The following is a 19,556-nucleotide window of genomic DNA, read 5'->3' on the forward strand; positions in this document are numbered from 1 at the left end:
TCACAGGCTATCGGGGTCCCCGAAGAACATCTGAATCCGCGACCTCAACCACCGCTCCCCCGGATCATTATCCTGCGCCCCCCGCCACGCCATGTGCAGCTCGAACCCTGGCATCTCCAGCGGCATGTCCTCAGCCCGCACGCCACCGGCCGCGGTCAGCGCCTCGGCGGTGTAGTCCGGTACCGTGGCGACAATGTCCGTGCCGGCCAGCAAAGTGCTCAAGCCGTTGAACTGCGGCACCGCCAGCACCACGTGGCGCTTGCGGTCGAGTTTTTCCAGCTCGGTGTCGATGAAGCCGCTGAGGTCGCCGGCGAACGACACCAGCGCGTGGGGGCGGGCGCAGAAGTCGTCGAGGCTGATGGGGCCGGGCATGGTGTCGGCGCGCAGCAGCCGGGGGCGGCTGCGGCGCAGCACTTTGCGTTTGGCGTTGGCCGGCAGGTCGCTGGTGTAGCTGACGGCGATGGAGATTTCGCCCGAGGCCAGCAGCGGCGGGGCGAGAATGTAGTTGACGCGGCGAATCACCAGGACGATGCCCGGGGCTTCGGCGCGCAGCCGCTTGAGCAGCGGCGGCAGCAGGGCGAATTCGACGTCGTCGGACAGGCCGATGCGGAACACCGCGGTGCTGGTGGCCGGGTCGAATTCCGAGGCGCGGCTGACCGCGGTGGAGATGGAGTCCAGGGCCGGCGACAGCAGGGCGAAGATTTCCACGGCCCGTGCCGAGGGCTCCATGCTGCGCCCGGTGCGCACGAACAGCGGGTCGTCGAACAGCCCGCGCAGGCGCGACAGCGCGGCGCTGATGGCGGGTTGGCCGAGGAACAGTTTTTCGGCGGCGCGGGTCACGCTGCGCTCGTGCATCAGCGTTTCGAAGACGATCAGCAGGTTGAGGTCGACGCGGCGCAGGTCGTTTCGATTCATCGGGCTCGCTTCAATGCAAGGGTGACAAATGGTTCATGCATGAATCTTACGGGCAAAGGCTGTTAATCTGCACGGGTAAATTCAGTTTTGCCTGGCGCGCAAGTCATCGCGCAATCAATGTCAGGCATGTCGACTATTAATGGCCACGGGTGGTCTAACCGGTAAAGCCCGGATAGAGTTCATGGCATTAGAGGTTAAAAAGGCGAGGTTTGCGATGTCCCGCACGATCCGTTTTCACAAGTTTGGCCCGGCCGAAGTGCTCAAGTGCGAAGAGCATGCGGCCGCCTTGCCCGGCCCGGGCGAAGTGCAGGTGCGCGTCGAAGCCATCGGCATCAGCTGGTATGACGTGCTCTGGCGCCAGAACCTGGCCCCGTCCCAGGCACGTCTGCCCGCAGGCCTTGGCCATGAGATGGCCGGCGTGGTGACAGCGGTCGGCAGCGGCGTCGAAGGCTTCGCGGTGGGCGACAAGGTCGCCAGCTTCCCGGCCGAGAGCCCCAACCAGTACCCGGTGTACGGCGAGGTCATCGTGCTGCCGGCGCTGGCCCTGACGCGCTACCCCGATGTGCTCACGCCGGTCGAAGCGGCGGTGCACTACACGCCGTACCTGATCGCGTCGTTTGCCTACACCGAGCTGGCCCGCGCCAAGCCGGGGCAGACCGCGCTGGTCACTGATGCCAGCCACTGCGCCGGCCCGTCCTTCGTGCAGCTGGGCAACGCCCTGGGCCTGAAGGTGATTGCCGCCACCAAGTCCGCCGCTGAGCGTGACTACCTGCTGTCGCTGGGCGCCAGCAAGGTCATCGTCACCGAAGAGCAGGACCTGTTGATGGCCATCAACAAGTACACCGACAGCCGCGGCGTGGACATGGTGCTGGACGGCCTGGGCGGCCCGCAGATGTCGATCCTGGGCGACGTGCTGGCGCCGCGCGGCAGCCTGATTCTGTACGGCCTGCAGGGCGGCAACCAGACCCCGTTCCCGGCGTGTGCGGCGTTCCAGAAGAACATCCAGTTCTACGTGCACTGCCTGGGCAACTTCACCGGCAAGCCCGAACTGGGCATCAGCCAGGACCAGGCGGCGTTGCAGCGTGCGCTGCGCGAGATCAACCAGCTGACCGCAGACCGCGTGCTGGTGCCGCAGATCACCCGGGTGTTCGCCTTCGAGCAGTTCGTGGAGGCGCACAAGTTGATGGACGAGTGCCCATGCGGCGGGCGGATTGCGTTGAGCCTCGCCTGAGTAAGCACTCCACCCGTAGCAGCGGCCGAAGGCCGCGTCATGAGCGCCCCGGGCCCGGCTTGGGTTTATGGGGCGCCCTCGAGATCGAGCGCCGTCCGCACGGCGCGACGCAGCCTGGCGGCAGCATCTACATTTGTTGCACCGTGCCATGGCCTGGGCCATAGGCGTTGCCAGCCTTGTTTGTTTGTCTGGGGATGGGGGTTGGGTTCAAAATCCTTCCCAAATAACCGCCAGATCCTTCCGTAACTTCCTCCGAAATTTCCTACAAATTTGCCTCTGGCGGTTGCGCGAGCCCTCTAGGCTGGCGCTTGTGCCGTGGGTGCCTTGCCATACCTAGCATCTGCACTGGTTTTTGCGCTTTTACTGTCACTGTTTTTCCCCCGGCCACCCCACCTACCATCTCGAGGGTCAATCACCACTCCACTTGCCGGTGTCATGCGTGTCAATTCATCACGTCAGCGTCATTCATCGCGAAGCCATGAACGGCATCTACCAGCAGGTGCTGGAGCGCTTGCTGGCGCACTTCACCCACGCCCAGCGGGCCGCGTTGCAGTTGCTGGTGCAACGCATTGGCGTGGCCGCCGGCGGGCTGGACCGGCTGTCCCAGTTCAAGGTGCTGGTGGCCCACGGCGGCGGCAGCACCAGCGGCCAGTGCCTGGCCATGGTGCGCGCGGCGCAGCTGAGCCTGGCGGTGCGCTACCCGGCGACCTTCCTGCTGCGGGTGGCCACCTACCGGCACTCGGGCATGGGCGCCGAGGTGATGGCCAACATCGAGCGCGGCTATGGGGCGCTGTCGTTGCACGACGACCCGCGGGTGGAGTTGCTGGTGGTGGATGACCAGCAGGTGCAGCCCTACGACCCGCTGGCACCGCTGTCCGCCGCCACGCGCCTGCGCAACCGCACGGATTTCCTGGTGGCCGGGCACCTGGGCGGTGGGCAGGGGCGAGTCGGCCTGTGCCATGTCTGCTACCTGGGCCGTGCCGACTTCTACCAGCGCGCCATGGCCTGGAACGGCGGCGTGCATGCATTGGTCTGCGGCCAGCCGCCCGGGCGCCGGCGCCGCTACCTGGCCTGGGGGCTGCACGCCGCGCGCCAGGCCGGCCTCGGCGTGGCGGAAGCTCCACAGGACAAGGGCGAGGCGGCCCTGGAGGTCATTGCCCTGGTGGGCGAAGCGTTCCACCGGCAGTTGTACGGGGAAAAACTGGTGACCCGACGCCTGCCACGGTCGCGGCGCAAGGCACTGGTGTGTCGGGTGGACATGCACGACCTGCTGGCCGCCGCGCCCCAGGAGCACTGGCGCCTGCTGGTGGAGTTCCTGGGCTTCCGCTTTTCCGCCCTGGCCATGGGCTTCAGTGAGACGGCGTGCGCCAACCCGCTGCTGATGGCGCATCTGCGCGGCCTGGGCGCGGAAAAATTGCAGCAGCGCAGCTATGGCGAAGGGGTCGCGGAATACCTCGCGGCCGCGCGCCAACTGATGCTGCGCAAGGGCTCGCCGGGGCACCTGGTGGACCTGATGCTGTCGGCCTACGACGACCCGCACAAGCTGCAGGAGCGCCGGGCGCTGGCCGAGGAGCATGGGCGGGCCGCGTACCAGGTGGAGGACCTGCAACTGGTGTGCATGCTGCATGCGCCTTTCGTCGACAGCGGCCGGCACCTGGCGACCTACCTGCAGCGGTGCCACCCGCGGCGGGTCGACAGCCTGGCCACGCTGCACCAGGTGCTGCAGGGCACCCGCAACGACGAGCGTCTTGGCCGCTGGCTGGCTGACACCAGTGGCCTGCCGATCGTGGCGCTGCGCCGCTTGTATGGCCAGCGCAGCGCCTGTGGGCCCGGGCCGCAGACCCTGATTGCGCGCCTGCGGGCGAGTGATCCGGACGGCGCCCGGGTGCCGACGCTGGACCCGGTCACCGGGACAACTTCACTGGAACGGGTGTGTGGCCGCTGATGACCATCAAATCTCTGCAGGGTTTTGCCTACCAGGCGGTGTACCGCTACCTGTCGGCGCTGGTGGATGCCGGCGAGCCGGGGGTGCCGTTCAAGCTGCCGTCGCTGCGCTCGCTGGCCGGGCGCCTGGGTGTGTCGGTGTCCACTATCCAGTACGCCTACACGCTGCTGGAAAACGAGGGCCGGGTGTACGCCCTGGCCAAGTCCGGCTATTACGCACGGCCACCGGCACGGCCCATCCCGGCCAAGGACGGCAGCGACCTGCTGCAGCGCATCCAGGCCGAGCACCGCCGCCAGGTGGGCAGCCAGGCAGCCCTGCTTGCCCTGGACGTGCCATTGCTGCGCCTGGAGCGCCAGGTGCAGCGCCAGTACGGCAACCTGCCGGCACCGGCCTGGCACCCCTGCGGCGACCCGGAGCTGCGCCGCGCCCTGGCCGCGCGCTATACCCAGGGCCCGCGCCACGCCTGGCACGGTGACCATGTGTACCTGGGCAACGACCTGCGCGGGTTGCTGGACATCCTGTTCGAGGCGCTGGTGCTGGCCGATGAGCCGGTGCTGGTGGCCTCGCCCTGTTGCCCGCTGATCCTGCAGGCGTTGCGCCTGGCCAAGGCGCGAATCATTGAGCTGCCGCTGGCCGACGATGGCCGCCTGGACCTGAACTGCGTGCGCGAGCACCTGGATGCCGTGCCGGTGCGCCTGCTGGTGATGGACGCCGGCTTCAGCAGCGTGCAGGGCTCGCGCATGCCGGCCGCCGACCTTGACAGCCTGGCGCTGCTGTTGACCCGCTACGACGTGTGGCTGCTGGAGAACGACGTGCAGGGCGCCCTGGGCTTCGAGCCGGGGCGCAGCCTGCGCGAATCCATGGCGGCCCAGCGGGTGCTGGTGATCGGTTCCCTGGAACCCTGGCTGGGCGCCGAAGCGCCGTTTGCCTACCTGCTGGCGGCGGGGGCGGCGCGGGCCCTGGTCACCGCGTTCCAGCGGCGCGCCATGCGCCTGCCGCCGCTGCGCCAGAAAGCCGTGGCACGCCTGCTGGACCAGGGCGTGCTCGACGACCACCTGCCGGCGTTGCGCATGCACCTGCAGCAACAGCTGTGGCGCCTGGACCGCCAGGTGCGCAACCGCCTGGGTCGCTACCTGATGGCCGTGCAGGCGGCGGGCGGCACTGGCCTGTGGCTGCGCAGCCGATTTCCGCTGGACATGCGCCGGGTGTTCGAACGCCTGCTGGCCCAAGGGCACGTGGTCGAACCGGGGCCGCTGTTCAGTGCCCATGGGTTGCACGACCGCTACCTGCGCATCAACGCCCTGGGCCTGGACAACGAGGGCTTGCAGGCGCTGATGAAGGCCTTGGCCGAGGCGTTTGGCGAGGAGCGCAAGCGGCTGGAGACCGCCAGCCCCTGAACCGGCCACCGGTCCAAAAGGCTTTGCCAAAAGGGTGGGTCTGTATGTATAACCAGTGCCTTTCTCCTCGGCACTTGTACTGATCGTGACCCCCGGCAACCTCGACGACCCGTTCTACTACCTCATCAACTTCCAGCGCGTGCTGGACTGGCTGGGGCGGCGCTACGCCGACCTGCTGGACGACGAGGAGCAGCGTTTCCTCGACGGCTTCGCGCAGTTGCCGCGCGGCGCCCAGGCGCTGCTGGTGCGCATGGTGATGCGCAAGGGCCCGCTGTACCGGGCCAGCAAGCTGGTGTACGGCGAGATCGGCCCGACCCGTGAGGCGGTGCAGCCGCTGTTGCAGGCCGGCTGGGTGGACAGTGGCGCGCCATTGTCGCTGGCCCAGCTGTTCGAGGTGCTGCAGAAGACCGAGCTGCTGGCGCTGTTCAAGGGGCAGGTCAGCCGCGCGTCCCTGCGCAAGGAGCAGATGCTCGCGGAGCTGCTGGACGCAGCGCCAGCGCCCCAGCCGTTCGCCGCCTGGTGCCCGAATTTGGACGACCAGGTCTATTCCCTGCCGGTGCGGCCGCTGTGTGACCGCCTGCGCCTGCTGTTCTTCGGCAACCTGCGCCAGGACTGGTCGGAGTTCGTGCTGGCCGACCTGGGCATCTACCGCTATGAACAGGTGGAGCTGGACCCGGCCTCGCGGGGGCTGCAGAGCCGCGCCGACATTGACTTCTGCCTCGAGCTGCAAGGCTGCCGTCAGGCGCTGGAGGAGGGCGGCCTGCTGGAACCGCTGCTACTGCGCATCGCCGCCCTGAATAGCGCCAATCCCTGGCTGCAGGGCCGTCGTGACCGGCTGCTGTTCGCCGTGGGCCAGCAATGCGAGCGCCAGGGCCTGATGGAGCATGCCCTGGCCATTTATACCCAGTGCGCCTACCCCGGTGCCCGGGCCCGGCGGGTGCGGGTGCTGGAACTGTGCGAGCAGTACCAACAGGCCCTGGCGTTGGCCGAAAGCGCCCTGGCAGCGCCGGAAAGCGCCGCCGAGGCCCAGCAGATTCCCCGCGTGCTGCCGCGCCTGCGGCGCAAGCTGGGGCTGCCGGCCTTGCCCAGGGCGCCGAAGGCGGCGGTCAACGAATGGCAACTGGCGTTGCCGCAGCAGCCCGACCTCAGTGTCGAGCAGCGGGTGGCGCTGCACCTGCATCAGCCAGGGGCGCCGGTGCATTTCGTGGAGAACAGCCTGATCAACTCGCTGTTCGGCCTGCTGTGCTGGCCGGCCATCTTCGCGGCGTTGCCGGGTGCGTTCTTCCACCCGTTCCAAAGCGGCCCCACCGACCTGCACCAGCCCGACTTCCGCCAGCGCCGCGCGGCGTTGTTCGAAGCCTGCCTGGCGCAGCTGCACGACGGCCGCTACCAGGACAGCATCCGCGCCTGCTACCGCGACAAGTGGGGGCTGGCGTCGCCGTTCGTGTACTGGCATGCGCTCACCGAAGAGCTGCTGGAGCTGGCCCTGCGCTGCCTGCCCGCCACGCACCTGCAGCACTGCTTCGAACGGTTGCTGCAGGACATCGCCGCCAACCGCGCCGGCATGCCGGACCTGATCCAGTTCTGGCCCGAGGAGGGCCGCTACCAGATGATCGAGGTCAAGGGGCCGGGCGACCGCCTGCAGGACAACCAGCTGCGCTGGCTGGACTTCTGCGCCCGCCACCAGATGCCGGTGCAGGTCTGCTACGTGCAGTGGGCGCAGCCGTGATCTACCGCATTGCCGTGCGCGCCCTGTGCGAATTCACCGCCAAGCTGGGCGACCTGGACCTGCGCTTCACGCCGTCGCCTACCGCCCAGGAAGGCATGGCCGGCCACCGCCGGGTCACGGCCGGGCGCGGTGCCGGCTACCAGAGCGAAGTGGCGCTGGAGGGCGAGTACCAGGCGCTGCGTGTGCGCGGCCGCGCCGATGGCTACGACCCGGCACGCAACCGCCTGGAAGAGATCAAGACCCACCGCGGCGACCTGGAGCGCCAGCCCGCCAACCACCGCCACCTGCACTGGGCCCAGGCCCGGGTGTACGGCTGGCTGCTGTGCCAGCGCGACGGGCTGGCGCAGCTCAACCTGGCGCTGGTGTACCTGGACGTCGACAGCGACCGCCAGACCCTGATCGAGGAATGCTGGCAGGCGGCAGAGCTGGAGGCGTTCTTCCACCAGCAGTGCGCGCTGTTCCTCGACTGGGCGCGCGCGGAGATGCTGCGCGCCGCCGAACGCGACCAGGCCCTGCGCGAGCTGAAGTTTCCCCATGGCGACTTCCGCCTGGGCCAGCGCGACCTCGCCGAGACCGTCTACAAGGCCGTCAGCACTGGGCGCTGCCTGATGGCCCAGGCCACCACCGGCATCGGCAAGACCCTGGGCACGCTGTTCCCGCTGCTCAAGGCGCTGGTGCCGCAGCAGCTGGACAAGATCTTCTTCCTCACCGCAAAAACCCCAGGCCGCCAGCTGGCCCTGGAGGCGCTGCGGCAGGTGGGCGACAGCGCCCCGAACCTGCCCTTGCGCAGCCTGGAGCTGGTGGCGCGGGACAAGGCCTGCGAGCACCTGGACAAGGCCTGTCATGGCGACTCCTGCCCGTTGGCCAAGGGCTTCTACGACCGCTTGCCCGCCGCCCGCGCCGCCGCGGTCAACGTGCGCCTGCAAGACCAGCAGGCGGTGCGCGAGGTGGCGCTGGCCCATCAGGTGTGCCCGTATTACCTGAGCCAGGAACTGGCGCGTTGGGCCGACGTGGTGATCGGCGACTACAACTATTACTTCGACCTCAGTGCCTTGCTGTTCGGCCTGGCCCAGGCCAACCAGTGGCGCCTGGCGCTGCTGGCCGATGAGGCGCACAACCTGGTGGACCGCACCCGCGGCATGTACAGCGCCAGCCTCGACCAGTACCAGCTGGGCGCGCTGCGCCGCGACCCACCGGCGGCGTTGAAAAACCCGCTGCAGCGCCTCAACCGCGAATGGAACGCGCTGTACAAGGACCAGCTGGGGCCCTATCAGGCCTACGCGCACCTGCCGGACAAGTTCGTGATGGCGCTGCTGCGCTGCGTCAGCGCCATCGGCGACCTGTTCAACGAGCAGCCCGAAGGCCTGGACCGCGCGTGGCTGGACTTCTACTTCGACGCGCTGCAGTTCACTCGCGTGGCCGAGCTGTACGGCGAGCACTACGTGTTCGACATCCAGCAGCGCGAAGGGGCAGGGCGGCGGCGCCAGGCGCAGCTGAACCTGCGCAACGTGGTGCCGGCCCCGCTCAGCGGCCTGCGGCTGGCGGCGGCGCGCAGTGCCGTGCTGTTTTCCGCCACCTTGAGTCCGCGGCGCTACTTCGCCGACCTGCTGGGCCTGCCGGCGGACTGCGCGTGGATCGACGTGCAGTCGCCGTTCAGCGCCGAGCAGTTGCAGGTGCGCATCGTCGACAGCATCTCCACGCGCTTCAACCACCGCAAGGCGTCCCTGGCGCCCATCACCGACCTGATCGCCGAGCAGTTCGCCCGCCAGCCGGGCAACTACCTGGCGTTTTTCAGCAGCTTCGACTACCTGCAGCAGGTGGCCGAGGTGCTGGCCGAGCGGCACCCGCAGGTGCCGTTGTGGTTGCAGGGGCGCAAGATGGACGAAGCGCAGCGGCGCGATTTTCTCGCGCAGTTCAGCGACCACAGCCAGGGCGTGGGCTTTGCCGTGCTGGGCGGCGCCTTTGGCGAGGGCATCGACCTGCCGGGCAAGCGCCTGATTGGCGCCTTTATCGCCACCCTGGGGCTGGCCCAGCTCAACCCGGTGAACGAGCAGTTGAAGGCGCGCATGGGCGAGATCTTCGGCGCCGGCTACGACTACACCTACCTGTACCCTGGGTTGCATAAAGTGGTGCAGGCGGCAGGGCGGGTGATCCGTGGGCAGGAGGATCGAGGGGTGGTGATGTTGATTGACGACCGCTTCAGCGAGGGACGGGTGAAGGCGTTGTTACCGCAATGGTGGCAGGTCAACTGAACCGGTGGGGGCTGCCAATGTGTCAATTTTCATGCGGGGTGGGGATCGAACCCGTCGCGTCGAGGTCAAACTGCCAGTAAACTGACCCCACGTGTCCCCGATTTCCCTTTTCCGAGGTTATGCATGAAGCTCAGTCCATTGGCGGGTAAGCCAGCTCCAGCCAGCGTGCTGGTCGATATTCCGCGACTGGTGACCGCCTACTACACGGTCCAGCCCGACCCCGCCGAGTCCACCCAGCGCGTAGCGTTCGGCACCTCCGGCCACCGTGGCAGTTCCTTTGATGCAAGCTTCAACGAATGGCATGTGCTGGCTATCAGCCAGGCCATCTGCCTGTACCGCCAGGCCCAGGGTATCGACGGCCCGCTGTACCTGGGCGCCGACACCCACGCGCTGTCCACCCCGGCCGCCGCCAGCGCCCTGGAAGTGCTGGCCGCCAACGGCGTGCAGGTGATGATCTCGCACAATGACGAGTACACCCCGACACCGGCCGTGTCCCACGCCATCCTGTGCTACAACAAGGGCCGCACCCAGGGCCTGGCCGACGGCATCGTCATCACCCCGTCGCACAACCCGCCGCAAAGCGGTGGCTTCAAGTACAACCCGCCCAACGGCGGCCCGGCTGACAGCCACGTGACCAAGTGGATCGAGGCCAAGGCCAACGAACTGCTGGCCGACGGCCTCAAGGGCGTCAAGCGCATCAGCCACGAGCAGGCCCTGAAGGCCGGCACCACCCACCGCCACGACTACCTCAACACCTACGTGGCGGACCTGGGCAACGTCATCGACCTGGACGCCATCCGTGGCGCCGGCCTACGCCTGGGCGTCGACCCGCTGGGCGGCGCCGGGGTCAACTACTGGTCGGCCATTGCCGAGCAGTACAAGCTCAACCTCGACGTGGTCAACACCCACGTCGACCCTACGTTCCGCTTCATGTGCGTGGACTGGGACGGCCAGATCCGCATGGACCCGTCCTCGCCCTACGCGATGCAGGGCCTGATCGGCCTCAAGGACCGTTTCGACGTGGCCTTCGCCTGCGACCCGGACCACGACCGCCACGGCATCGTCACCCCGAACGGCGGCCTGCTGGCGCCGAACAACTACCTGGCCGTCGCCATCGACTACCTGTTCCAGCACCGCCCGCAGTGGCGCGCCGACGCTGCCGTGGGCAAGACCGTGGTCAGCAGCGGCCTGATCGACCGCGTCACCGCGCGCCTGGGCCGTCGCCTGTACGAAGTGCCGGTGGGCTTCAAGTACTTCGCCGATGGCCTGTTCGACGGCTCGCTGGGCTTCGGCGGTGAAGAAAGCGCCGGTGCTTCGTTCCTGCGTCGCGACGGCAGCGTCTGGGCCACCGACAAGGACGGCCTGATCCCGGCCCTGCTGGCCGCGGAAATCACCGCGCGCACCGGCCGCAACCCGGGCCTGGCCTACCAGGAACTGACCCGTGACCTGGGCGAACCGTTCGCCACCCGCGTCGAGGCCAAGGCCAGCCCTGCGCAGAAAGCCGCGCTGGGCAAGCTGTCGCCTGCGCAGGTCAAGTCCACCGAACTGGCGGGCGAGAAGATCGAGCAGATCCTCAGCCACGCGCCGGGCAACGACCAGGCCATCGGCGGCCTGAAGGTGATGACCGCCAACGGCTGGTTCGCCGCGCGGCCGTCGGGCACCGAGGACATCTACAAGATCTACGCCGAAAGCTTTGTCGACGAGGCGCACCTGCAGCGCCTGGTCGGCGAGGCGCATGTGCTGGTAGACGCTGCCATCAGCTGATACGCCGCGTTTGCTGCATAAAAAAAGGGCCTGCATCTGCAGGCCCTTTTTCGTTACGCCACGTCCACCAGGACGATTTCGGCGTCTTCCACCGCGGTCACCCGCAGCACACGCTCGTCTTCCACCGCCACGCCATCGCGGGCCACGGCGCGCACGCCGTTGACTTCGATCACGCCCGTGGCGGGCACCAGGTAGGCCTTGCGGCCTTCGTCCACCACGTACTCGGCGGTTTCGCCGGCTTTCAGCGTAGCGGCCACCAGGCGGCCATCGGCGCGGATGCGCAGGCTCACATCATCCTCGGCACGGCCGCTGGCCAGGGTCACGAAGCCTTCGCCACGCTCGCCTTTGGGGAACGGCCGGGCGCCCCACGACGGTGCTTCGCCGCGTTTGTCCGGAATAATCCAGATCTGGAAGATGCGCGTTGCGCCTTTTTCCAGGTTGTACTCGCTGTGGACGATGCCGGTGCCGGCGCTCATCACTTGCACGTCACCGGCTTCGGTGCGGCCTTTGTTGCCCAGGCTGTCCTGGTGGGTAATGGCCCCTTCACGCACGTAGGTGATGATTTCCATGTCGCGGTGCGGGTGCTGCGGGAAACCGGTGCCGGGGGCGATCACGTCGTCGTTCCACACCCGCAGGTTGCCCCAGTTCATGCGTTTGGGGTCATGGTATTCGGCGAACGAGAAATGGTGATGGGCGTCGAGCCATCCGTGGTTGGCGCCACCCAAGGACGCGAAAGGTCTGAGCTGGATCATGGTGCACTCCTTAAGTGGAAGATTTGAATCACGGAGCTAGTGTCGCTCTTTCATAGATCGAAAAAAAGCGTAAAAAATTCGCCAAACCAATCAACTAAATAGATACATCCCCGTAGCAGCTGCCAAAGGCTGCGTCCGGCCATCCACCTATCCCAGCGCCTGGGACGCAGCCTGCGGCCGTTTGTAGGTTTGTGCGGTAAACGCTTGATTCATCAAGGTTTGGCTGGCAGTGTCTGAGGCTACAGAATCCATGCTGGTGCCCGCGTGTCCGAACTCCCCGCAGAACTTTTCCCTCCCGCCCAACTGCCCCTGCTCAAACGCCTGGTGGCGCGCCTGCTGGGCCGCGGCCTCAGCCGCCTCAGCGCGCAGCACCGCGACTCCTGGTTCCACGGCCACGTCGCCGGCCAGCGCAGCGGCCACGGCGAAGGCCTGCGCGAAGGCTACGAGCGCGGGCGGGTAGAGGGCTTCGAGGAGGGCCAGCAGGTGCTGGTGATCCGCGACACGCGCCCCGACGAGCACGGCGTGCCGGGGGTGGACGACTACCTGTTCGACGCCTGGAAGCTGGGCCTGACCGCCGAGCTGAAAAAGCGCATCAAGGCCGACGTCGCCGAACGCCTGCCAGCGGCGGCGCAACCCAGCGCCGCGCAGTGGAAGCTGATCTTCAGCGACACCCCGTCCACCTGCGTTATCGCCGGTGCCGGGGCCGGCAAGTCGACCTCGCTGGTGCTGCGCATGCTGGTGCTGCACCACTACCTGGGCATGGAACTGGACGCCCTGACCGTGGTGACCTTCACCCGCGAGTCGCGCAAGGACTTCATCAATAAAGTGCTGCAGGTGTTTGGCCTGTGGGGCTATCAGCTCACGGGCAAGCAGGTGCGCGAGGTGGTGCGCACCTTCCACTCGCGCATCCTGCCGCTGGTGCGCAGCCTGCCGGGCTTCGGCCAGCTGCGTGCATTCGAGAACCTCAGCAACCAGGCGCCGCTGCCGGGGGCCGAGGAAGACGCCGACAGCAACCCCTTCGACCTGCGCCTCAACGACGCCCAGCGCCAGCAGATGAACCTGGCCTACCGCGACCTGATGCAGGGCAACGAGCGCTTCGCCGAGCTGATTGGCCAGCTGCGCCGCCAGGCCCTGCAGCTCAAGGAGCTGGACCGCGACCACCCCGACGTGCAGAAACGCGTGGCGGTGACCGAGCTGTCGTCGCGCCGCGATGAAGAACTCTGCGACCTGGTCGAAGACCTGTGGTTCAACGCCGGCGCCTGGCCGATCAAGGGCATCGAGCCCAGCCGCGAGACCGTGGACATCAACGGCAGCCGCTTCCACTTCCACGGCTACATCGCCGAGATGGACGCCTGGGTGGTGCTGGGCTTCGACCCGTCCCAGGACCAGCAGATGAAGCGCCCCGGCGCCAAGCTGCCGGTGTGGGCCGAGTGGGTGATCAAGCGCACGCTGTTCCAGGCGTTCTGCCCGAAACCGGTGATCTGGCTGGAAAACTACGCCCAGGCGCGCCGCCTGCTGGGCTCACTGGCCGCCGACGCCGTGGCGGGGCCGGGCTTTGACTATAAAGTGAAAGGCGAGCTGGTGGCCGCGCCGCTGCTGGACTGCTTCGTCGGCGCCGCCGGTTTCATCGAGAACCTGGGGCTGGACGTCACGGCTGCGGTCAACCAGATGAGCTTCCCCAGCGACGACACCGACCGGCTGTTCTTCGAGGCCCTGAGCCTGTACTGGAAGGCCTTCGAGGCGCATCTGCTCAAGCAGTCGCCGCCGGTGATGACCTACAACCGCATGTTCGCCCTGTTCGGCGAGAACAACCCGGAGAACCTGCGGCAGCTGGGCGACGAGATGCTGCGGCCGCTGTCGCACCTGATGATCGACGAGTTCCAGGACGTGTCGCCGCAGATCGTCTCCTGGCTGCGCGCCACCTTGCGCGAGATCCGCAGCCGCGGCCCGCAGCTGTCGGTGGGGCGCGTGGCCCAGCATTCATCGCTGCTGTGCGTGGGCGATGACTGGCAGTCGATCTACGGCTGGCGCGGCAGCTCGCCGAAGTATTTCATGGAGTTCGCCAAGCAGTTCCCGTCGCCGGCCACCACCCGCGTGATGCTGGCCGACAACTTCCGCAGCCACCAGCACATCATCGACGCCGCCGAGCACCTGGTGCGCAATGCCCCGGCCATCGCCGGCAAGAAGGCCCGCGCAGCCGGCGAGCAGCCCGAGACGCTGACGCCGGTGCGGGTACTGGACCGCGACGACGAGACCATGGCCCTGACCGTGGCCGAGCACTACCAGCGCGGCGACTCGATACTGCTGCTGTTCCGCAAGGGCAGCGACCGCGCCGCGGCCGCCGAGCACCTGTTGCCCCTGCTGCAGCGCGACCAGGCCAGGCCCGCCGGCGAGCGGCAGATCAAGCAGCTGACCTACCACAGCGCCAAGGGCTTGCAGGCCGATGCGGTGTTCCTGCTGGGCGACTGCCAGCACGTCACCCGTTCGCCATACAAGAACCAGGTGTACCGCGCGGCAGGGCTGGGCAAGGCCGGCGAGCTGGAGGCCTACGACAAGGCCCAGCAGGACGAAGCCCTGCGCCTGGCCTACGTGGCCGTGACGCGGGCGGTCAGCCATTGCTACTGGTACGTGGAACCGGCCACCAAGGACAGCGCCGCGCTGCCTCGCGCTTCCGACAACGTGGCCGGCGACAAACCGTTCTTCGATGACCTGCGCACTCCCACGTAGCAGCAACTGTCTTGTGGGAGCTGGCTTGCCAGCGAGCTTTTATGGCCCAACAGCTCGCTGGCAAGCCAGCTCCCACAGGATGTAGCGGCTGCCGAAAGCTGCGTCAGAGGCGCGCGCGGTGCCCCGGACGCGGCCTGGCGGCCGCTGCTACAGGAGCGAGCATAAAAAAACCGATGCCATGGCATCGGTTTTTTGTGGGGCAGGGGACCTTCAGCCAAACGCCGACAACGAATGCGGCGGCACGAACGCCTCCAGCTCCGCCTCCACCGCCTCGATGATGCGCTCCACATCGGCGGCGTTCATTACCGTGGCGCAGGGGATACCGGCAATGGCGATCAAGGTCTCGCCACTGGCCCGGTCAAAAAGTCGTGCCACCATGCTGCTGGGCGCGTCCATGCTGCCCTCGAACCCCATGGGGTGGAAGTGCCAACGCATGACCTGGCAGGCGTTGGGAAAGGTCATCTTGTTCATATGCCACCTCTGCATCGTGCAGCCTGGCCGGTGCGCCGGAATTCTTCGAGCGGCGTGCTGTCCCCGACCCTTTCAAGACTGTAAAAGTAGCATTGCCAAGGGCACTACAGGGGAGTTTTTTTAATTAAATATCATCCGCAAGTCGTGTTTTTTGATGCAGGTCATAAAATCCCCGACCGGTGGCAGTGGTATTAATGTGCCATAGGTTTGAGCGCAAACGTTTCACCTCTCATTAGTTAATGAAATCTCGATTTATTTTCAATAACCGCCTCATTTTTCTAAAGTTCTGCCGATAGCTCTGGCAAGCCACGTGACTTTCCGGCGCGCGTGGCGCGTGCCTCATCGGATCGCAGGGATGCCGTACCACCTTCTTGTCGAGAGCTACCTCATGTCCCTACGAAATCTGAACATCGCCCCGCGTGCTTTCCTCGGCTTTGCCTTTATTGCCTTGCTGGTCGTGGCGTTGGGGGTGTTCGCCTCCAACCGCATGGCCATCATTCGCCAGGCGTCCATCGACATGCAGACCAATCAACTACCCAGCGTCGGTTATCTTGGAAACATGGTCGAGGGTGTTGTACGTTTGCGCGTCACTTCTTTCCGTTTATTGGTTAACCGTGAACCGGAGATGATTGCCGATACCGACACACGCATGGGCGTCCTGGTTAATAAGTTGAAAGAAGCCCAACGCAACTACGCGGTGTTGCCGGCGGGTGCGGAAGAACAAGGGTTATACCGCGAGTTTGAAAGCTCGCTGAATACTTACTTGCAACTGCAATCGCGCCTGCAGGACCTGTCGCACCAAAACAAACTGGAAGACATGCGCACCCTGCTCAACACCGGTATCAAGGACGGTTCCGACAAGATGGGCGACCAGCTCAACCGCCTGGTGGCCATCAACCAGGCGGGCGCCAAGGCCGCCGGCGAGGAAGCCGCCGCCCAGTACAGCCTGGCCAACACCTGGGTGATCATCGTCTCGGTGCTCGCCTGCCTGATGACCGTGCTGCTGGCCTGGCTGCTGACCCGTAGCATCGTTAACCCGCTGCAGGTGGCCGTGAAGGCGGCGCAGACCATTGCCGACGGCAACCTCACCCAGCCTATCCACGTCGACGGCAGCGACGAGCCGGCGCAACTGCTCAAGGCCTTGGGCCAGATGCAGGCTAACCTGCGCCAGACCATCGAGCAGATCGCCGGCTCCGCCACCCAGCTGGCCTCGGCGGCGGAAGAGCTGAGCGCGGTGACCGAGGAAGCCTCCAAGGGCCTGCTGGCACAGAACCAGGAAATCGAGCAGGCAGCCACGGCTGTCAACGAGATGACCGCGGCGGTGGAAGAGGTGGCGCGCAACGCCGTGTCCACGTCCCAGGCCTCGCAGGAGTCGAACCAGGTGGCGCTGCAAGGCCGCGACCGCGTGGGCGAGACCGTCGGCGCCATTCAGCACATGACCCAGGACGTGCAGCAGACCTCGGTGCTGATCGAAGGCCTGGCGGCCCAGGGCCGTGACATTGGCCAGGTGCTGGACGTGATTCGCGCCATTGCCGAGCAGACCAACCTGCTGGCGTTGAACGCCGCCATCGAGGCGGCGCGCGCCGGGGAAGCGGGCCGTGGTTTCGCCGTGGTGGCCGATGAAGTGCGGGCCCTGGCCCATCGCACCCAGCAGTCCACCCGCGAGATCGAGCAGATGGTCAGCGGCATCCAGACCGGCACCGGCGAAGCGGTGCAGTCGATGCAGCAGAGCAGCCAGCGTAGCCAGTCGACCCTGGACATGGCGCGTCAGGCCGGCACGGCGTTGCAGCAGATCACCGAGTCGATCTCGCTGATCAACGAGCGCAACCTGGTGATCGCCAGCGCCTCGGAAGAGCAGGCCCAGGTGGCCCGCGAAGTAGACCGCAATTTGGTCAACATTCGTGACCTGGCCAACCAGTCTGCCGCCGGCGCGCACCAGACCAGCGCCGCCAGCCACGAACTGTCGCGGCTGGCCGTGGGCCTCAGCGGCATGGTCGCGCGGTTCGTGATCTAACCAATGATGTAACTGCGCCCGCAGTGGTGGTAGGGTCAGGGGCCGCAAGCCTGCATAAGGGAAATGTGCATGCGCTATTCCGCCCTGACCCAACGTATCGCCGGTGACGGCGCCGCCGCCTGGAACATCCATTACCGCGCCCTGCGCCTGATCGAACAGGGGCAGGACGTGATCCTGCTGTCGGTGGGCGACCCGGACTTCGACACCCCGGCCCCGGTGGTCGAAGCCGCCGTGCAGAGCCTGCGCGCCGGCCATACCCATTATTCCGAAGTGCGTGGCAACCTGGCCCTGCGCCAGGCCATCGCCCGCCACCATGGCCAGTGCAGCGGCCGCGCCGTCGATGCCGACGAGGTGGTGGTGCTGCCGGGCGCCCAGTGCGCGGTGTTCAGCGTGGCGCAATGCCTGCTGGAGGCCGGCGACGAGGTGCTGGTGGCCGAACCCATGTACGTCACCTACGAAGCCGTGTTCGGCGCCTGTGGTGCCCGGGTGGTGCCGGTGCCGCTGCGGCCTGAGCATGGCTTTGCCCTGCAGCCCGCCGACCTTGCCGCACGCATCGGCCCGCGCACCCGCGCGGTGATGCTCAACAGCCCCCACAACCCCACGGGCGCCAGCCTCGCGCGCGCCACCTGGCAGGCCGTGGCACAGCTGTGCATCGCCCATGACCTGTGGCTGATCAGCGACGAGGTCTACAGCGAGCTGCTGTATGACGGCGAACACATCAGCCCGGCGAGCCTGCCGGGCATGGCGGCGCGCACCGCCACCCTCAACAGCCTGTCCAAGTCCCACGCCATGAGCGGCTGGCGGGTCGGCTGGGTGGTGGCGCCGCCGGAGCTGGCCGGCCACCTGGGCAACCTGGCGCTGTGCATGCTCTACGGGCTGCCGGACTTCGTCCAGCACGCGGCCCAGGTCGCCATCGAGGCGCCGCTGCCGGAAGTGGCGGCCATGCGCGACACCTACCGCCAGCGCCGCGACCGGGTGTGCGCGGCGCTGGAAGGCTGCCCCGGTGTGCGCGCGGTGAAGCCCGACGGCGGCATGTTCGTGATGGTCGACATCCGCGAGACCGGCCTCAGCGCCCAGGCCTTCGCCGACCGCCTGCTGGACCAGCATGGCGTGTCGGTGCTGGCCGGCGAGGCCTTCGGCCCCAGTGCCGCCGGCCACGTGCGCATGGGCCTTGTGCAGGACGTCGCACGCCTGGAAGAAGCCTGCCGCCGCATCGCCCGCTGCGCAGTGCAGGTGCTGGAAGCCCGTTAGCGGCTTGTCACCAACCTTGTAGCCGCTGCCGCCAGGCTGCGCTGGCCGTGATGTGCGCTGGAGATCTCCAGGAGCCCCCATGGCCAGCGCAGCCTCCGGCAGCGGCTACGGGAATGGCGTGGGTTTGGATACTCCTTGAAACAACCCGTGCAATGAATGCCCTGGGCAAGCGGTGCTATCTTGGGCGCCCTACAAGGAGCCCCTGTCATGACGACCCCGACTGCCGCGCACATGATCGCCAGCAACAAGCACGCCTGGGACGCCTCGGCCGACCTGCATCGCCAGACCCCGGCCTGGCAACGCCTGCTGGCCAGTTTCAAGGACCCACGCTACTCCTGCCTCGACACCACCCTTACCCAATGCCTGCAGGAGGTGGGCGTGCAGGGCAGGGACGTCATTCAGCTGGGCTGCAACAACGGCCGCGAGACCCTGTCGCTGCTGGCCATGGGCGCACGCCGCGCCGTGGGTGTAGACCAATCGGTCGCATTTCTGCAGCAAGCCCGTGAGCTGGCCGCAGCCTCCTCACACCCCGCCGAGTTCATCGAGGCCGATATTCACCACCTGCCGGTCGAGCTTCAAGGCACGTTCGATGTCGCGCTGATTACCATCGGCGTGCTCAATTGGATGCCGGACCTGCAAGCGTTCATGGCGTGCGTGGCCAGCACCCTGAAGCCCGGTGGCCAGTTGGTGATCTACGAGACCCATCCGTTCCTGGAAATGTTCGACCCGGCAGGCGTGGACCCTTTCAGCCCCAGCGATTCCTATTTCCGCGCCACGCCCGTGGTGCTGGAGGAGGCCATCGTCTATGAAGGCGATGCCCCGGCCATGGCGGCTCCTTCCTACTGGCACATCCACACCCTGGGCGAGATCTTCACCGCGCTGATTCGGGCAGGCCTGCAGCTTCGCCATTTCCAGGAATACCCCCATTCCAACCGCGAAGAGGCCTACGACCAATACGAAAACCGTGCCGCGCAGCTACCCATGTGTTTCACCGCAGTAGCACTTCGCTGACGGATATTTGGCGGGTAGCTCATTTCTGGTTTTTATCCATTCCAAGTCGACGACTGGCATGACAATTTCTTCATCTTCGTTAGGTCCAAGTGATAAC

Annotated in this window: 13 protein-coding genes; 10 read left to right on the plus strand and 3 right to left on the minus strand. The window is 66.8% G+C overall.

Going from position 1 to position 19,556, the window contains the following annotated elements:
* Entirely contained in the window at positions 1 to 915 is a 915-nt protein-coding gene (locus tag RAM80_RS00005) for a LysR family transcriptional regulator (RefSeq protein WP_416424182.1), read from the minus strand.
* A 214-nt stretch (positions 916 to 1,129) separates the two neighbouring features.
* Here RAM80_RS00005 and RAM80_RS00010 point away from each other — a divergent pair, with 214 nt between their 5' ends.
* The 6 genes from RAM80_RS00010 to pgm all read left to right on the plus strand — a co-directional run bounded on the left by RAM80_RS00010 (position 1,130) and on the right by pgm (position 11,233).
* Entirely contained in the window at positions 1,130 to 2,146 is a 1,017-nt protein-coding gene (locus tag RAM80_RS00010) for a zinc-dependent alcohol dehydrogenase family protein (protein ID WP_416424183.1), read from the plus strand.
* 439 nt (positions 2,147 to 2,585) lie between these two features.
* Entirely contained in the window at positions 2,586 to 4,091 is a 1,506-nt protein-coding gene (locus RAM80_RS00015; RefSeq protein ID WP_416424184.1) for a hypothetical protein, read from the plus strand.
* Positions 4,091 to 5,488: a GntR family transcriptional regulator gene (locus tag RAM80_RS00020; RefSeq protein WP_416424185.1), complete on the plus strand. Its 1,398-nt coding sequence runs from the start codon at positions 4,091 to 4,093 to the stop codon at positions 5,486 to 5,488. The genes RAM80_RS00015 and RAM80_RS00020 overlap by 1 nt, the downstream gene beginning before the upstream one ends.
* Positions 5,489 to 5,573: 85 nt before the next feature.
* Positions 5,574 to 7,217 (plus strand): VRR-NUC domain-containing protein, encoded by a 1,644-nt coding sequence (locus tag RAM80_RS00025; protein ID WP_416424186.1) that lies wholly within the window; start codon positions 5,574 to 5,576, stop codon positions 7,215 to 7,217.
* The gene (locus tag RAM80_RS00030; RefSeq protein ID WP_416424187.1) at positions 7,214 to 9,469 is read left to right on the plus strand and encodes an ATP-dependent DNA helicase; all 2,256 of its coding nucleotides are present in this window, start codon (positions 7,214 to 7,216) and stop codon (positions 9,467 to 9,469) included. Before RAM80_RS00025 ends, RAM80_RS00030 begins: the two co-directional genes overlap by 4 nt.
* Positions 9,470 to 9,592: 123 nt before the next feature.
* Positions 9,593 to 11,233 carry a phosphoglucomutase (alpha-D-glucose-1,6-bisphosphate-dependent) gene (gene pgm / locus RAM80_RS00035; RefSeq protein ID WP_416424188.1) on the plus strand — a complete coding sequence of 547 codons (1,641 nt, stop codon included), beginning with the start codon at positions 9,593 to 9,595 and terminating at the stop codon, positions 11,231 to 11,233.
* Between the two features lie 53 nt (positions 11,234 to 11,286).
* Here pgm and RAM80_RS00040 read toward each other — a convergent pair whose 3' ends face one another.
* Positions 11,287 to 11,985, minus strand: a complete 699-nt coding sequence (locus tag RAM80_RS00040; RefSeq protein ID WP_416424189.1) for a pirin family protein — start codon at positions 11,983 to 11,985, stop codon at positions 11,287 to 11,289.
* Between the two features lie 264 nt (positions 11,986 to 12,249).
* On the opposite strand from RAM80_RS00040, the gene RAM80_RS00045 reads away from it, so the two are divergent.
* Positions 12,250 to 14,712: a UvrD-helicase domain-containing protein gene (locus tag RAM80_RS00045; RefSeq protein WP_416424190.1), complete on the plus strand. Its 2,463-nt coding sequence runs from the start codon at positions 12,250 to 12,252 to the stop codon at positions 14,710 to 14,712.
* Positions 14,713 to 14,922: 210 nt separating this feature from the next.
* Here the strand turns inward: RAM80_RS00045 and RAM80_RS00050 are convergent, their stop codons facing one another.
* On the minus strand, positions 14,923 to 15,198 hold the full coding sequence (locus RAM80_RS00050; protein ID WP_416424191.1) for a DUF1652 domain-containing protein: 276 nt from the start codon (positions 15,196 to 15,198) through the stop codon (positions 14,923 to 14,925).
* Between the two features lie 373 nt (positions 15,199 to 15,571).
* Between RAM80_RS00050 and RAM80_RS00055 the strand changes: the two genes are divergently transcribed.
* The 3 genes from RAM80_RS00055 (at position 15,572) to RAM80_RS00065 (ending at position 19,459) form a co-directional block, all read left to right on the plus strand.
* Complete coding sequence (locus RAM80_RS00055) at positions 15,572 to 17,197, plus strand: methyl-accepting chemotaxis protein (RefSeq protein ID WP_416424192.1); 1,626 nt, start codon at positions 15,572 to 15,574, stop codon at positions 17,195 to 17,197.
* A 69-nt stretch (positions 17,198 to 17,266) separates the two neighbouring features.
* A complete protein-coding gene (locus RAM80_RS00060; protein WP_416424193.1) occupies positions 17,267 to 18,448 on the plus strand; it encodes a pyridoxal phosphate-dependent aminotransferase in 1,182 nt (393 codons plus the stop codon).
* Positions 18,449 to 18,655: 207 nt separating this feature from the next.
* Complete coding sequence (locus RAM80_RS00065; protein WP_416424194.1) at positions 18,656 to 19,459, plus strand: class I SAM-dependent methyltransferase; 804 nt, start codon at positions 18,656 to 18,658, stop codon at positions 19,457 to 19,459.
* The last annotated feature ends 97 nt before the right edge of the window (positions 19,460 to 19,556 follow it).

The organism is Pseudomonas sp. App30 (genome assembly GCF_047947025.1).
Lineage (GTDB): Bacteria > Pseudomonadota > Gammaproteobacteria > Pseudomonadales > Pseudomonadaceae > Aquipseudomonas.